This window comes from Pseudomonas tritici, assembly GCF_014268275.3.
Classification (GTDB): Bacteria; Pseudomonadota; Gammaproteobacteria; order Pseudomonadales; family Pseudomonadaceae; genus Aquipseudomonas; species Aquipseudomonas tritici.
In genome coordinates this window covers 6,207,429-6,221,536 of sequence record NZ_CP077084.1, presented here as the reverse complement: position 1 = coordinate 6,221,536, position 14,108 = coordinate 6,207,429, and the positions used below count along the sequence as shown (strand labels likewise).

At 60.3% G+C, this 14,108-nt stretch carries 14 protein-coding genes; 9 read left to right on the top strand and 5 right to left on the bottom strand.

Annotated elements, in window-relative coordinates; all coding sequences use genetic code 11:
- Positions 1-30 precede the first annotated feature (30 nt).
- Positions 31-444 (top strand): nucleoside diphosphate kinase regulator, encoded by a 414-nt coding sequence (rnk, locus tag HU722_RS28655; protein WP_065880244.1) that lies wholly within the window; start codon positions 31-33, stop codon positions 442-444.
- Positions 445-456: 12 nt separating this feature from the next.
- Here rnk and HU722_RS28650 read toward each other — a convergent pair whose 3' ends face one another.
- The 3 genes from HU722_RS28650 to HU722_RS28640 form a co-directional block, all read right to left on the bottom strand.
- Positions 457-3,297, bottom strand: a complete 2,841-nt coding sequence (locus tag HU722_RS28650; RefSeq protein WP_065891322.1) for a class I adenylate cyclase — start codon at positions 3,295-3,297, stop codon at positions 457-459.
- Positions 3,298-3,464: 167 nt separating this feature from the next.
- Positions 3,465-3,719 carry a TIGR02647 family protein gene (locus HU722_RS28645; RefSeq protein WP_049710966.1) on the bottom strand — a complete coding sequence of 85 codons (255 nt, stop codon included), beginning with the start codon at positions 3,717-3,719 and terminating at the stop codon, positions 3,465-3,467.
- Positions 3,720-3,815: 96 nt separating this feature from the next.
- On the bottom strand, positions 3,816-4,100 hold the full coding sequence (locus HU722_RS28640) for a hypothetical protein (protein ID WP_065875446.1): 285 nt from the start codon (positions 4,098-4,100) through the stop codon (positions 3,816-3,818).
- 126 nt (positions 4,101-4,226) lie between these two features.
- On the opposite strand from HU722_RS28640, the gene HU722_RS28635 reads away from it, so the two are divergent.
- The gene (locus tag HU722_RS28635; protein WP_186754427.1) at positions 4,227-4,886 is read left to right on the top strand and encodes a glutathione S-transferase family protein; all 660 of its coding nucleotides are present in this window, start codon (positions 4,227-4,229) and stop codon (positions 4,884-4,886) included.
- Positions 4,887-4,979: 93 nt separating this feature from the next.
- On the opposite strand, the gene argH is transcribed toward HU722_RS28635, so the two are convergent.
- On the bottom strand, positions 4,980-6,374 hold the full coding sequence (gene argH, locus HU722_RS28630; RefSeq protein WP_065875444.1) for an argininosuccinate lyase: 1,395 nt from the start codon (positions 6,372-6,374) through the stop codon (positions 4,980-4,982).
- Between the two features lie 504 nt (positions 6,375-6,878).
- Between argH and HU722_RS28625 the strand changes: the two genes are divergently transcribed.
- The 7 genes from HU722_RS28625 (at position 6,879) to HU722_RS28595 (ending at position 13,290) form a co-directional block, all read left to right on the top strand.
- The gene (locus HU722_RS28625) at positions 6,879-7,625 is read left to right on the top strand and encodes a LytR/AlgR family response regulator transcription factor (RefSeq protein ID WP_065875443.1); all 747 of its coding nucleotides are present in this window, start codon (positions 6,879-6,881) and stop codon (positions 7,623-7,625) included.
- A gap of 138 nt (positions 7,626-7,763) precedes the next feature.
- A complete protein-coding gene (gene hemC, locus HU722_RS28620) occupies positions 7,764-8,705 on the top strand; it encodes a hydroxymethylbilane synthase (RefSeq protein ID WP_065875442.1) in 942 nt (313 codons plus the stop codon).
- Positions 8,702-9,451 carry a uroporphyrinogen-III synthase gene (locus HU722_RS28615; protein ID WP_065875441.1) on the top strand — a complete coding sequence of 250 codons (750 nt, stop codon included), beginning with the start codon at positions 8,702-8,704 and terminating at the stop codon, positions 9,449-9,451. The genes hemC and HU722_RS28615 overlap by 4 nt, the downstream gene beginning before the upstream one ends.
- Positions 9,452-9,492: 41 nt before the next feature.
- Positions 9,493-10,617: a uroporphyrinogen-III C-methyltransferase gene (locus HU722_RS28610; protein WP_065891323.1), complete on the top strand. Its 1,125-nt coding sequence runs from the start codon at positions 9,493-9,495 to the stop codon at positions 10,615-10,617.
- Positions 10,618-10,622: 5 nt separating this feature from the next.
- The gene (locus tag HU722_RS28605) at positions 10,623-11,864 is read left to right on the top strand and encodes a heme biosynthesis protein HemY (RefSeq protein WP_065880240.1); all 1,242 of its coding nucleotides are present in this window, start codon (positions 10,623-10,625) and stop codon (positions 11,862-11,864) included.
- A 237-nt stretch (positions 11,865-12,101) separates the two neighbouring features.
- Entirely contained in the window at positions 12,102-12,623 is a 522-nt protein-coding gene (locus HU722_RS28600) for a disulfide bond formation protein B (RefSeq protein WP_065875438.1), read from the top strand.
- A gap of 208 nt (positions 12,624-12,831) precedes the next feature.
- Entirely contained in the window at positions 12,832-13,290 is a 459-nt protein-coding gene (locus HU722_RS28595; RefSeq protein ID WP_065875437.1) for an Rsd/AlgQ family anti-sigma factor, read from the top strand.
- Positions 13,291-13,343: 53 nt separating this feature from the next.
- Here HU722_RS28595 and HU722_RS28590 read toward each other — a convergent pair whose 3' ends face one another.
- On the bottom strand, positions 13,344-14,021 hold the full coding sequence (locus HU722_RS28590) for an FKBP-type peptidyl-prolyl cis-trans isomerase (protein ID WP_065891324.1): 678 nt from the start codon (positions 14,019-14,021) through the stop codon (positions 13,344-13,346).
- Between the last annotated feature and the right edge of the window lie 87 nt (positions 14,022-14,108).

Sequence of the window (14,108 nt, the reverse complement as noted above, 5' to 3'; positions counted from 1 at the left end):
TTGTGCAGAAAAAAGGAGTCTGCCTGAATCATGACCACCGCACCGTCCATCATCCTCACCCGTCTTGACGTGCAGCGTCTGGAGCAACTGATCGACCGCTTGGGCGACGAGTTTCCCGGTGTCGAAGCGTTGCAACACGAACTCGACCGCGCCGAAGACGTGGTTGGCCACGATGAAGTGCCTGCAAGTGTCGTGACCATGAACTCCAGCGTGCATTGCCGCGAGCAAGGCAGCGGCAAGGACTATCACCTGACCTTGGTTTATCCCAAGGACGCCAACGCCGACGAAGGCAAGATTTCGATCCTGGCGCCGATGGGCAGTGCGTTGCTCGGCCTGCAAGTGGGCCAGCATATCGACTGGCCGGCCCCCGGCGGCAAGACCCTCAAGCTGGAATTGCTCAGTGTGGAAGGTCAGCCCGAAGACGGCGGCCCTTTCTCTCTTTAAAACAGAGTCGCTCTAAATCTGGCTCAGCGCCTCATTGAGCGACAGCTCCAGTTCGGCCTTGTAACGCAAGTAAAGGTTGCTCGGGCTTTGTACATCACCGAGCAGGCCGGACAGGTCCAGATCGGTGATGTAACAGCGGTAACGCTCTGTTTCCTGGCGTTGCCCGACGATTTGCTGGGCGACCACTGCAAACAGCTGGTCGCCAAACTCCAGTTCGGAAAACTCCCGCTGATTGCAATACAGGGTGATGCCCACCTGGCCCGGCGCGGCCTTGCCGATAATTGCCTGCACGTCATAAAACGGTTTGTTTGCCAGATTCACCGGTGCTGGTCGAGGCTCGATGCTCCGTGCGCGACCGCTGCCGGAGGGCAATAGCTGGTAATACATGACTTGCACGGCCCCCAGCGGTTCTTGCTGGTCCAATGGCGACAACGCATCCCGTCGATAAATAATCGACTGCAAAAAGCGCTGCAACGGCGCCAGCAAGCTCTGCTCATCATGAAACGGCAGACGTTGTTGCCAGAGTGCGTTGAACTCATCCAGCACATACAATTCGGCAGAGCCTTCGCTGACCCGATAGAACACCTGCACGCAATCGGGCATGCCCATCGGCAGCAGCAGCGCCAGGTCGTGCTCTTCCAAGGCCATGGCATCCAGGTGCAGCGGGCTGTAGCTGGCAAGTTCTTCGCTGAGGTAGGCGATCAGCGCCTCCTGGGTCGCCAGGGAAACGTGGGTGGCTTGGCCTGGCATCAACTCCATCACGTGATAGTGCTGCTGCACTTGCAGCAGGTAGCGATGATTGGACTGACCCAGCAGCAGGTGCTGCGCAGTGTCGAAGATTTCTTCCACGCGTTGGGCAATGAACTGCGCACGGTTGTGACAGAAGCAGCGCACTCGTAGCCGTGGCAGGTGGTCCGGCGGCAACTGGTTGAGGTAGTCGCGCAGGCAGTCGAGCAGTGCGTGGGGGCCGTCGTAGCGGCTGACCATCACTTCGTTCCAGCTATTGAGCGTGACCTGGTCCAGGGTCAGCACCAGGTTGTCGCGCACGCCGGCATAACTCAGGGAGTCGGTGCGCTCGGTGGTCATCAGGATATTCAGGTCGCGGTGGTGCTTGAGCGGATCAACGCCAACGTTGATCAGCAGCAACACTTCCTCGGGCACCGCCGAACGCAGCAGGCGCTCTTCATCAACGCTGGCCAGGGGCAGGGCGACGGTCTGTTGCAAGCTGCCCAGCAGGTTGAACAACTCGAACTCAGTCATGTCGCTGGTGCCGGGGTGCAAGGCCAGGCGGGTGCTGCTGTCGATCACGCCGTTGCGGTGGCACCAGGTGAGCATCTCCAACAGGTCACGGCTGCGCTTGATCGGCGCGAAGTGTTCCCATTCCAGTGCAGTGAGGTTGCCGTTGTACAAACCCCAGTGGTGCTGACCGGGCTCCTTGCGGTTGGGCGATTGCACCAGGGTCAAGGTGTCTTCGGCCAAGTCCGGGGCGATGCCGGGGTTTATGAACTCGACTTTGCCGGCCTTGCGTTCAAAGGCGGCGTACAGGCGCCTGCCCAGCACATTGATGTCACGCTTGTTGATCAGGCTGACGGTCTGCTCGGTGCGGGCGAACTGGGTCAGGAAGCGGTAGCTGTAATTCAGTTCGTTGACCAAGGCGCGACGCTCGGAGGCGACTTGGCGCACTTTCCACTGGCTGCGGCTGTCCAGCAGCGCCAGTTGGCGTTGGTCCCAGTCCCACTCATGTGCCAGGCGTTCGAGCAGCAAGCGCTGCCAACTGGTGCTACGTTGACCGGCGGTGAGCTTGCAGTTGACCTTCAGGTACAGCGCACGCCGCACCAGTTCCAGGCGCTCGGGCTCGTTTCGGGCCTTGAGGTATTCCTCGATGCGGCGGTACACCACGATGTACGGGTCCAGCTCGTCCAGGTCCATCTGGTTGGCGAACACCGCCCGCTTGAAGCGCAGGCTCAGGCACTGCACGTTAGGGTGTTCGCTGGCGTAGACCTCGATCAGCAGCAGTTTGAGCACCGATTTGTAGGGTGACTCGATGCCTTTGAACAATTGCCACAGCCCGGCACCGATGAATTCACCTGGGGGAATCCGTGCCAGATGGCCAAGATCGAGGGTTTCATCGGCGCGGATAAAGCGCTTGGAAATCAGCGTGTGGGTGAACTCGGCGTAGCGGGGTTCTTCATACACCGGCACCAGCCACCAGATTGGCGTACGCCCGGCCAGCCAGATGGCGGTGCGGTAGAACTCGTCCAGCAGCAGGTAATGCTGGGTGGTGCCGCAGTCTTCCGAGCTGAGCTGGGTGTCGCGCTCGCCGAGCACAAAGCGTGTCGGCTCGATCAGGAAAAAGTGGGCCTCTGCGCCCATGGTCAGCGCCCAGGCTTCCAACAGTTGGCATTTCTTGCGCAGTTCAGCCAGTTCATTTTCGCTGAGGTCCGCCGCGTGGCAGACCCACACGTCCATATCGCTCTGGTCGGCCTGGGCCAGGGTGCCGAGGCTGCCCATCAAAAACAGTCCGTGAATCGGACGTGGCGGGTTGCCGTGACGTGGTTTGTAGGAGAACGAACGGGTGAGGCGCTGGGCTTCTGTCAGGGCTTGGGTGTCGGGCTCAAAGTTGGATAATCCGGCCGGCGTACTGCCCGACACATAGCCCGGCAGCAGTGGATGGTTGACGTGGAAAAACAGCGGCAATAGGGTCAACACGCTTTGCTGGCGTGGGGTCAGTCCCTCGATGGCGCGCGCCATGCGGCCTTCGTTGAGGGCCATGAACCGCGCGCGCAGTTGGGCCAGCACCTTGCGGTCGATGCCTTCGTCCAGGTCGGGGCGGATTTCATGGGTGCGGGTCATGTCGAAGTCGGTGGCTCGCAGAGCCCGACGTGGGCGGCCATGTAGGAGTTTACAGCCAGTAGCGTAGGAGGTTTAGCGGGAAATGGTTTTTGACGTCAGAATTTTCGCACTTGCGCAGCAACACCCGCGGAATCCGCAAGTGGCGGACTCCATGGGCGTATCAGGTATCAGGCGGCTTCTTTGGCGGTGACGGTGGTCAGGATGGTCAGCAGGGTTTTGGCTTGTTCTGCGGCATCCCGGCCAAGTGGGGTCAGGTAGCCCCCGTCTTTCTGATCGATCAGTCCTTTCTCGAACAGGCGCTTGGCAGCGGCGATGGCAGTAGGGGCAGCGGTCTGATGGACTTTCAGACCTTCCTGGGTGCTATCCAGGCTGAAGAGTACAAGGATTTCCAGTTCGGCAACCAACTCAGGGGTAAACGACATAAGGACTCCAGACTTTCTAAGAATTTATTAGAGGCTAGCAGGCCATAAGGTGAACGCACTTTGCCGAACTGTCCAGTGTGTTGCTGCGTGTTGGATTTATTGCTTTTCGGGCGGCAATTCCGGCAGTGCACGCAGTGCAGTTTCATACCATTCGGTATTGAAAGCACGGTCCTCTTCCAGTAGCGCATCTATCTCGACAGCGAGCACGTGGGCCATCAGTTGCAGGATTTCTTCACGCTCATAACCCACCAGGGTCAGCTTGTTGAAAGTTGCCTTGGCGGCGGGTGGGTTTTCGCTCTCGATCTGGTTTTCGATTGCTTCGATCAGGGTGGTTTCAGTGAATTCTTCTTCGTCGTTGTCGATATCGGTCGGCTCGCTCATGGCAGGCTCCTCTGGGAAAGGGCGCCAGTCTACCCCCATTCAAGCCGGTGATGCTGCTGGCAAGGCCCGGCACGGGGAGCTATAACGCATGCAGCCAACCCCATTCCCGGCTCGGAGGCAACCGCAATGCTCAAACTCTACGGATTCTCGGTCAGCAACTACTACAACATGGTCAAGCTGGCGCTGTTAGAGAAAGAGCTAGCTTTCGAAGAGGTGCCTTTTTATGCCGGACAAACCCCCGAAGCCCTGGCAGTCAGCCCACGTGGCAAAGTGCCGGTGCTGGGCGTTAAACAGGGTTTTATCAACGAGACCAGTGTGATTCTCGAATACATCGAGCACACCCAGGAAGGGCCTGCACTGCTGCCGGCCGAGCTGTTCCAGCGTGCACAGGTGCTGGCGCTATGCCGGGAAATCGAGTTGTACATCGAACTGCCCGCGCGGGCGTGTTTTGCCGAGGCGTTTTTTGGTATGCCGGTGCCGGAGGCGATCAAGGAGAAGTCCAAGGCCGAATTGCTGTTGGGCTTGAGTGCGCTGGGCAGGCACGGCAAGTTCGCGCCGTTTGTGGCAGGGGAGCGTTTCACGATTGCGGATTTGTATTTCATGTACAGCGTGAACCTCGCCTGTGCGGTGGGCGAGAAGCTGTTTGGAATGGATTTGCTGGCAGAGATGCCGGCGGCCAAGGCGTTGCTGGAAAGGTTGCATGCCATGCCCAACGCTCAGAAAGTGGCAGCGGACAGGGAGGCCGCAATGCCGGCGTTTATGGCGATGATCGCTGCCAAAAAATAGACCTTTGGCGTCTGGCAGGACGCTATCGCGGGCAAGCCCGGCTCCCACCTTGGAATGCGATTTCCTGTGGGAGCTGGCTTGCCTGCGATGCTTTTATCGGCTGGCGAGGAGGGCCTGGCCGCGCACGACAGCTGCCTTCACCTGCGCCGGCGCAGTACCGCCGATGTGATTACGGGCATTCACCGAGCCTTCCAGGGTCAGCACGGCAAACACATCCTGTTCGATCTGGTCGCTGAACGTGCGCAGTTCTTCCAGGCTCATTTCCGCCAGGTCCTTGCCGGTGTCCACGCCATATTTCACGGCGTGGCCGACGATTTCGTGGCAGTCGCGGAACGGCAGGCCACGGCGCACCAGGTAGTCCGCCAGGTCGGTCGCGGTGGAGAACCCGCGCAGTGCCGCTTCACGCATGATCGCGTGCTTGGGCTTGATCGCCGGGATCATGTCGGCAAACGCGCGCAGCGAGTCACGCAGGGTGTCGGCGGCGTCGAACAGCGGTTCTTTGTCTTCCTGGTTGTCCTTGTTGTAGGCCAGGGGTTGGCCTTTCATCAGGGTCAGCAGGCCCATCAGCGCGCCGAATACACGGCCGCTTTTGCCACGTACCAGTTCTGGCACGTCGGGGTTTTTCTTTTGCGGCATGATCGAGCTGCCGGTGCAGAAGCGGTCCGGCAGGTCGATGAACTGGAACTGCGCGCTGGTCCACAGCACCAGCTCTTCCGAGAAGCGCGACAGGTGCATCATCGCGATGCTGGCCGCGGCGCAGAATTCAATGGCGAAGTCACGGTCTGACACACCATCCAACGAGTTGCCACCGACGGCATCGAAGCCCAGCAGCTGCGCGGTGTATTCGCGGTCGATCGGGTAGGTGGTGCCAGCCAGCGCGGCGCTGCCCAAGGGCATGCGGTTGGCGCGCTTGCGGCAATCCACCAGGCGCTCGTAGTCGCGGCTGAGCATTTCGAACCAGGCCAGCAGGTGGTGGCCAAAGGTCACAGGCTGGGCGGTCTGCAGGTGAGTGAAGCCCGGCATGATGGTGTCTGATTCGCGCTCGGCCTGTTCCAGCAAACCTTTCTGCAGGCGAGTGATTTCGGACAGGATCAGGTCGATTTCATCACGCAGCCACAGGCGAATATCGGTGGCCACCTGGTCGTTACGGCTGCGCCCGGTGTGCAGCTTCTTACCGGTCACACCGATGCGGTCGGTGAGGCGCGCCTCGATATTCATGTGCACGTCTTCCAAGTCGACGCGCCAGTCGAACGTGCCAGCTTCGATCTCACCACGAATGGTGGTCAGGCCGTCGATGATGCTGTCGCGCTCGGCGTCGGTCAGCACGCCGACCTTGGCCAGCATCGTCGCGTGGGCGATGGAGCCCATGATGTCGTGGCGGTACAGGCGCTGGTCGAAGGTGACGGAGGCGGTGAAGCGGGCGACGAAGGCGTCGACGGGTTCACTGAAGCGGCCGCCCCAGGACTGGTTGGTCTTGTCGGTGCTCATGGATTCGCTCGTGATCTGCTTAATAAAGAGGCATGGAGTTGTGCCGGCGATGATAACAGGGTTGCCCGTGGAGGCGGGGCTGCGGGTCGTCGGCATTTTTATTTATGCAAACGATGGCTAAGTGCCTTGCCGCCGACCGCGTCCGGGACGAGACTGGGTACAGGGGCTTATTGAAACGATATTTGTCGATTCAGCAATGTCGTCTCAGCGAGCGTCTACAGTTGGACTGATAGTGTGTGAATGCACCAAAGTCGGGTGATGCGGTCATAGCCCAGACTATCCATTAGAAAGGGGGGGTATTCGATTGTGTATCAGCAAACCCTACGACGATGCCCTAAGGCAGCAGGTCTTGGGCGCTATTGAACAGGTCCGGGTAAATATGGGTGCCACTCTCAGGGCACTTTTTGCCGCTCGCGCTAGTCTTAGCGTGGATCGCTGTGACGCAAGTCACCGCACCTGTCTACGCTATCCTTGTGCGAGACTCACGCAGGAATCCAGCGCAATATGAATGTCCTGATCGTTGATGACGAACCCCAAGCCCGCGAGCGACTGAGCCGTCTGGTCAGTGAACTCGAGGGTTATGCAGTATTAGAGCCGAGCGCCACCACGGGCGAAGAGGCGTTGACGCTGATCGACAGCCTCAAGCCTGACGTGGTGTTGCTCGATATCCGTATGCCGGGCCTTGACGGCCTGCAAGTTGCCGCCCGACTGAGCGAGCGAGAGTCCCCACCGGCCGTAGTGTTCTGTGCAACGGGCGAAGAGTTTTCTGCGCAGACGCTGGAAGACAGCGGAGTCAGCTTTCTCATCAAACCGGTGGCGGGCGAAGCATTGCTCAAAGCCCTGAAAAAGGCCGAGCGCCCAACCCGCATACAGCTCGCCGCGCTCACTCAGCCAGCCGCTCAAAGTGGTAATGGGCCACGCAGCCATATCAGTGCCCGTACACGCAAAGGCATTGAACTGATCCCTCTGGGCGAGGTGGTCTATTTTATTGCCGATCACAAGTATGTGACCTTGCGCCACCAAGGCGGCGAAGTGTTGCTTGATGAGCCGCTCAAGGCGCTTGAGGATGAGTTCGGCGACCGCTTCGTGCGTATCCACCGCAACGCGCTGGTGGCCCGCGAGCGAATTGAACGCCTGCAACGCACGCCCCTGGGTCATTTTCAGCTATTCCTGAAAGGCCTTAACGGCGATGCGTTGATCGTCAGCCGAAGGCATGTTGCCGGCGTGCGCAAGATGATGCAGCAGCTTTAGCCCAGCGTCTGTGGCGAGGCCTGCATTCCTTATCCCGGTGCGTCGCGGCCAGGGAGGCCCCGCACTTGCTGATTCAAATCAAAGCGTATTTCCCTGAGCTGTTATTATCCGTCATATCTTTTCAGTACGGATTGATCCATGTCCTCTCGCGAAATCCGCATCGCCACCCGTAAAAGCGCCCTGGCCTTGTGGCAGGCCGAATACGTCAAAGCACGCCTGGAGCTGGCCCACCCTGGCCTCAAGGTGTCCCTGGTGCCTATGGTCAGTCGTGGCGATAAGCTGCTCGACTCGCCTCTGTCGAAGATCGGCGGCAAGGGTTTGTTCGTCAAGGAACTGGAAACAGCGCTGCTGGAGAACGAAGCCGACATCGCCGTGCATTCGATGAAAGACGTGCCCATGGACTTCCCTGAAGGCCTGGGTCTGTTTTGCATCTGCGAACGCGAAGACCCGCGCGATGCTTTCGTTTCCAACACTTACGCGTCCCTGGAAGCATTGCCCCTGGGCAGCATCGTCGGCACTTCGAGCCTGCGCCGCCAGGCACAGCTGCTGACCCGCCGCCCGGACCTGCAGATCCGATTTCTGCGTGGCAACGTCAACACCCGCCTGGCGAAGCTGGACGCCGGCGAATATGACGCGATCATCCTCGCAGCGGCGGGCCTGATCCGCCTGGGTTTCGAAGACCGTATCACCTCGGCCATCAGCGTCGAGGACAGCCTGCCCGCAGGTGGGCAAGGCGCCGTTGGCATCGAGTGTCGTACCGCCGACAGTGAAATCCACGCCCTGCTCAAACCCCTGGATCACCACGACACCGAAGTGCGCGTCACGGCCGAGCGTGCCCTGAACAAGCACCTCAACGGTGGCTGCCAGGTGCCAATCGCCTGCTACGCCGTGCTCGAAGGTGAAAACCTGTGGTTGCGCGGCCTGGTAGGGGACCCGGAAGGTGGCACCTTGCTGACGGCCGAGGTGCGCGGCCCGCAGCGTGACGCGACGGCACTGGGCATCCAGGTGGCCGAAGAGCTGTTGGACAAAGGCGCCGGTGCCATCCTGCAAAAAATCTACGGCGAGGCCGGTCCGCAGTGACCGAATGGCGTGTGCTGCTGACGCGGCCTGCCGAGGAGTCGTTGGCCCTGGCGGGGACGTTGGCCGGCGCCGGCATTTTCAGCAGCAGCCTACCGTTGTTGGACATCGAGCCGCTTCCCGTTACACCTGAACAGCTGGCAGTCTTGCGCGACCTGGGCCGCTATTGTGCGGTGATTGTCGTCAGTAAGCCCGCCGCGCGCTTGGCCGTGCGACAGCTGGATCGAGCATGGCCGCGACTGCCGTGGTTCAGCGTCGGCGCAGCCACTGCGCAGGTACTGGCCGAACACGGCCTCAACGTTCACTATCCCCCTACTGGCGATGACAGCGAGGCCTTGCTTCAATTGCCTGCGTTGCGCGAGGCTATCGCTCGCCCGGATGCACGCGTGTTAATCCTGCGGGGCGAGGGCGGTCGCGAGCTGCTGGCGGAGCGTTTGCGTGCGAGTGGTGCTAGTGTCGACTATCTGGAATTGTATCGCCGTTTCCTTCCGGCCTACGACGCCGGGGTACTGATGCAACGCATCCAGTTGGAACGCTTGAACGGCCTGGTGGTCAGCAGTGGGCAGGGTTTTTTGCACCTGCACGCCTTGGCCGGAGCCGATTGGCCACAGGTGGCACAGCTGCCGTTGTTCGTGCCGAGCCCGCGAGTCTTCGAGATGGCGCGGGGCGCTGGCGCAGAAAAAGTTGTGGATTGCCGCGGTGCGAGTGCCGCGGCTTTGTTAGTGGCGTTACGCAGCGTTGCCCTATGAGGCATGCCGTAGTCACTCTCTGAAACGCAAAGGACGGATACGTGAGCGAAACAGCCTTGCCTAAAGATGAAGCCCAACCCGCACTTGGTGCGCCGGTTGAGTCACCGGTCACCGCGCCGCGCCGTGGCAATGGCCTGGCAGTCGTCGCCTTGCTGCTCGGCGCCGCCGGTGTTGCCGCCGGCGGTTGGGGGATCTGGCAGGTCCGCGCCCTGCAAGCCAGCAGCCAGCAACAGCTGGGCCAAGTGCAGACCCTCGATGACCAATCCCAGTCTCTCAAGCAGAGCCAGCAACAACTGGCCGCGCGGCTGGCGCAGTTGCCGGGTGCGGATGAGCTGGAGGAGCGCCGTCGTCTGGTGGCCCAGTTGCAGGGCGATCAGCAGCGCCTGAGCCAGCGCCTTGAGACCGTGTTGGGATCCAGCCGCAAGGACTGGCGTTTGGCCGAGGCTGAACACTTGATTCGCCTGGCGAGCCTGCGTCTGTCTGCCTTGCAAGATATCAATAGCGCCCAAGCGCTGGTGCAGGGCGCCGACGAGATTCTTCGCGAGCAAAGCGATCCAGGTTCCTACGCCTCCCGTGAGCAGTTGGCCAAGAGCCTTGCAGCGCTGCGCAGCACCGAGCAGCCGGATCGCACTGGGCTGTACCTGCAATTGGCGGCCTTGCGTGACCAAGTCGTGCAGCTGGCGGCCATTGCTCCGGAGTATCAACTGACCGAGCCTGCTTCCGAGGGGCGTCCGACCACGGATACCGACAGCCGTTGGCGCCAATGGTGGGAGCAGATTTCCCGTTACTTCCGCATCGACTTCAACCCGGATGACAACATTCGCCCACTGCTGGCCGGCCAAGGCCTGAACCAAGTGCGCCTGGCCTTGAGCCTGGCCCTGGAGCAGGCGCAATGGGCGGCGCTCAACGGGGAGTCGGCTGTGTACAGCCGCTCCCTCGGCGAGGCGCGTAGCGTGTTGCAGGATAACTTTAACCAGGACAACCCGCAGAGCAAGGCGATGCTCGCGCGTATCGCCGAACTTGAGCCCAAGACGGTGTCGGTGGTGACGCCGGACCTGGCCGCGAGCCTGGCTGCTGTGCAGGCGTATCTTGAGCGTCGTCATCTGTCTGCTGACGAAGCCAAGGCAGCGGCCACACCGGCGGCTACGTCGGCGAAGCAGGAGTAGAGCCGATGAAACGTTTCTATGTGATCCTGGTGCTGGCGATTGCAATCGCGCTGGCGCTGGCTGTGGGCATTTCGAAACACACCGGCTATGTGTTGATTACTTACCCTCATGTGCTGCACTACGAGTCGAGCTTGTGGGCGACGGTGGTGGCGGTGTTTGCCATTGGTTTGGTGATCTACCTGATCCGTGTGCTCTTGAGCCTGGTCACCACCTCCGGTGGCGTGGTCAACCCGTGGTCGCGGCGTAACCGCAGCCGCCGCGTGCAGATCGCCATCGAGCAAGGCCAGATGGACCTCGCCGAGGGCCGCTGGGCCAGTGCCGAGCGCCACCTGCATCGCGCCGCCGAAGCCGAGCGCCAGCCATTGCTGTACTACCTCGGCGCCGCGCGCGCTGCGAATGAGCAGGGTCGTTATGAAGAGTCCGACGGCTTGCTGGAGAGAGCGCTGGAGCGTCAGCCCCAGGCCGAGCTGGCAGTTGCCTTGAGCCATGCGCAACTGCAACTGGACCGCGGCGATACCGACGGTGCACTCACCACCTTGCAGGCGATGCACGAGCGTCACCCGCATAACGGCCAGGTCTTGCGTCAATTGCAGCGCCTGCATCAGCAGCGGGGCGATTGGTCGTCGGTGATCCGCCTGTTGCCGGAGCTGCGCAAGGATAAAGTCCTGCCTGCCAGCGAATTGGCTGAGCTTGAACGCCGTGCCTGGGGTGAGAACCTGAGCCTGGCTGCCCAGCGAGAAGAGCAGGGCGAAGCCGGTTTGCAGTCCCTTGAGCGGGCCTGGCAGCAACTCACTTCAGCCCAGCGCCAAGAGCCGCAACTGGTTCTGGCTTACGCCGAGCAACTGCGCCAATTGGGCGCCGATGCCAAGGCCGAGGAAGCGCTGCGTGGCGCCATCAAGCGTGTCTACGACAGCCACCTGATCCGACTATACGGCTTGCTGCGTGGCAGTGATCCAGCTCGGCAGTTGAAGTTTGCCGAGGGCTGGCTCAAGGACCACCCGGGTGATGCCAGCCTGCTGCTGACGTTGGGCCGCCTGTGCCTGCAAAACAGCCTGTGGGGCAAGGCGCGGGATTATCTGGAGAGCAGCCTTCAAGTGCAGCGTAATCCCGAGGCCTGTGCCGAGCTCGCCCGCTTGTTGGCCCAACTGGGTGACACCGAGCGTAGTAACCAGCTGTTTCAAGAGGGACTTGGACTGCTGGATAACCGTTTACTGGCGTCTCCGCTACCTGTCCCGGCTCGGGTTTGAAGTAGGACAGTTGGCAAGGGTTGGCTCAGACGTATCTGACAGCCAACCTTTCGTTAGCTCGAAAAGACTGGGGGGCAAGCGTTCGGCGGCAAAGTCCGACGCTCGATTGCCCAAGGTCTTCCATCTTCTGACGGAAAGTCCTTACCTTCTCGCGGAATCGTCTGCTCTGGCATGTATTGAAAGCGGTCAGGGCTTTCCTCTACCGTAGCGACCTATCTTTCGCGATGCGGATAAAGCATGTCTTTGGCCCCTTCACGCTCCTTGTTTTTCCTCGCGTTCCTGGCGGGTACGCTGACGTTGGGTGCGTCCTTTTACCTCGAGTTCGGTGTCTCGTTGCGTCCGTGTTTCCTATGCCAGATGCAAAGGGGGTTCCTGGCCGCTTTCACATTGATCAACCTGGTCGCCGCCCTCCATAACCCCAAGCGTTCCGTTATCTGCCTGTATGGGCTGGCAAGCATGGGCTGTGCCTTGCTCGGCGCCCTTACCGCCGTGCGCCAGGTGCTGCTGCAAAATGCCGCGCCGGATGAGGCTGCCGATTGCTGGCCCAGCCTGCACTACATGATCGAAAACCTATCGTTTTGGCAGGCCCTGCAGTTGACGTTCAAAGGCACTGTCGACTGCGTGGAAACCAACTGGACGCTGTTTGATTTGAGCCTTCCCGAGTGGAGCCTGCTGTTCTTCATCGGGATGTTGATCCTGGGCATCATGCAGTTCTCACGGCTGTTTTTGAGCCAGTGTTCGCGCCCGGCGAGGCGCTGAAAGCCCGTCGCAGTTTGGAGAGCGGGATTAAACACTTGTATGAACTTTCTGTCCTGCGTACCTTGAAGCCATAGTCATGCGGGCATAATCTGGCCCGCACGTGTTATTGAAACCGTTTGTCAGATGTGGCCTTGTCCGGCGCCGCTTTATCCTTGAAGTGTTGCGCGGGCACCAGGCGGCAGCGCCCCTATAGGGAAGAGAGATCATCATGCTGGAAAGTTGTCAGAATGCTCAGGAACGCTGGGGTGGGGTGCACAAGCTGATCGACAATTGGCTGAAGGCGCGTCACGAACTGGTTCTGTCCTTTGATGCGCTGGGCGCCAAGCCCGAGGCACTGGCTGAGAACCGTGAGCCGTTGCAGGACTTCTGCGCGGTATTGGTGGACTACTTGTCGGCTGGCCATTTTGGTGTCTTCGATCAACTGACCAAGGAGGCTGAAGCCTTCGATGATCAGCGTGGCCTGGACCTGGCTGAGACCATTTACCCGCGCATCGATGTCATCACCGAGAAGCTGCTGGCATTTACCGACCTGTGTGATGCCGGAAACTGTGTTGCTGAAAAATTCAAAGAGTTGGGCGCGTTGCTGCACGAGCGATTCGAGTTGGAAGATTGCCTGATCGAAGTGCTGCACAACGCTCACAAAGAAGAGCCTGCTACCCAGGCCTGACCCTCGACAGCGGTACGAAAGACGGTGCGCATGGCGCGCCGTTTTTTATGGGGTCAAGGACGGGTACCGAGCAACTCGATCTCGAATACCAGCGGTGTATAAGGCGGGATCAACTCGCCGGCACCGTCGGCGCCATAAGCCTGGGCCGATGGAATCACCAATCGCCATTTCGCACCCACGGGCATTTGTTGCAACGCGCTGCTCCAGCCGCTGATCACACTGTCCAGACGAAACCATTGAGGTTGCGTGCTCTGGTCGAACACTGTCCCATCGGGTAATCGCCCCATGTATTTCACTTCAACCTGGTCGCTGGCCTTGGGCTTTCCACCCGTGCCGGGAGTGAGTTCGGTGAGCAGGATTCCATCCGCCAATTCGCGCACGCCTTTTACGGCTTTTTCTTTGCTCAAAAATTGTTGTTCGGCCGCCAGGGCTTTTTCGCTTTGAGGTCCCTGTGCTTCGGCTGCATTTTGTGCTTCGTGCTGGGCAAGAATCTGTTCGATACGTGCGTTGTCCAGCGCCAGCGGCTTGCCTTGATAGGCTTGCTTTAGGCCGTCGATCAACGCCTGGATCTGCAGGTCAGGGACCTCCTGGCGCAGGCGTTCACCGAGGCTTGCGCCCAGGCTGTAGGCGAGGTCATGCTGATTTTGGTCAGTGGTTTTGGACGGTGATTGCTCGCTCGCATTGGCCACCGAAATCGCCAGGCCAAGCACAAGAAAAAGGTAACGCGACATGGGTGGTCTCCCGCCGAAAGTGCGACGGATTATGCCAGTGTGAGAGGGTAAAAAGTGCCGCGTACTTCCGTTATAACGATAAGAATT

What these genes read in the sequence shown, in the direction of transcription:
- rnk (WP_065880244.1), top strand. Translation starts at nt 31, where the DNA reads ATGACCACCGCACCGTCCATCATCCTCACCCGTCTTGACGTGCAGCGT.
- HU722_RS28640 (WP_065875446.1), bottom strand. Translation starts at nt 4,100, where the DNA reads ATGAGCGAGCCGACCGATATCGACAACGACGAAGAAGAATTCACTGAA.
- hemC (WP_065875442.1), top strand. Translation starts at nt 7,764, where the DNA reads ATGTCCTCTCGCGAAATCCGCATCGCCACCCGTAAAAGCGCCCTGGCC.
- HU722_RS28625 (WP_065875443.1), top strand. Translation starts at nt 6,879, where the DNA reads ATGAATGTCCTGATCGTTGATGACGAACCCCAAGCCCGCGAGCGACTG.
- HU722_RS28645 (WP_049710966.1), bottom strand. Translation starts at nt 3,719, where the DNA reads ATGTCGTTTACCCCTGAGTTGGTTGCCGAACTGGAAATCCTTGTACTC.
- HU722_RS28595 (WP_065875437.1), top strand. Translation starts at nt 12,832, where the DNA reads ATGCTGGAAAGTTGTCAGAATGCTCAGGAACGCTGGGGTGGGGTGCAC.
- HU722_RS28590 (WP_065891324.1), bottom strand. Translation starts at nt 14,021, where the DNA reads ATGTCGCGTTACCTTTTTCTTGTGCTTGGCCTGGCGATTTCGGTGGCC.
- HU722_RS28650 (WP_065891322.1), bottom strand. Translation starts at nt 3,297, where the DNA reads ATGACCCGCACCCATGAAATCCGCCCCGACCTGGACGAAGGCATCGAC.
- HU722_RS28600 (WP_065875438.1), top strand. Translation starts at nt 12,102, where the DNA reads ATGTCTTTGGCCCCTTCACGCTCCTTGTTTTTCCTCGCGTTCCTGGCG.
- argH (WP_065875444.1), bottom strand. Translation starts at nt 6,374, where the DNA reads ATGAGCACCGACAAGACCAACCAGTCCTGGGGCGGCCGCTTCAGTGAA.
- HU722_RS28605 (WP_065880240.1), top strand. Translation starts at nt 10,623, where the DNA reads ATGAAACGTTTCTATGTGATCCTGGTGCTGGCGATTGCAATCGCGCTG.
- HU722_RS28635 (WP_186754427.1), top strand. Translation starts at nt 4,227, where the DNA reads ATGCTCAAACTCTACGGATTCTCGGTCAGCAACTACTACAACATGGTC.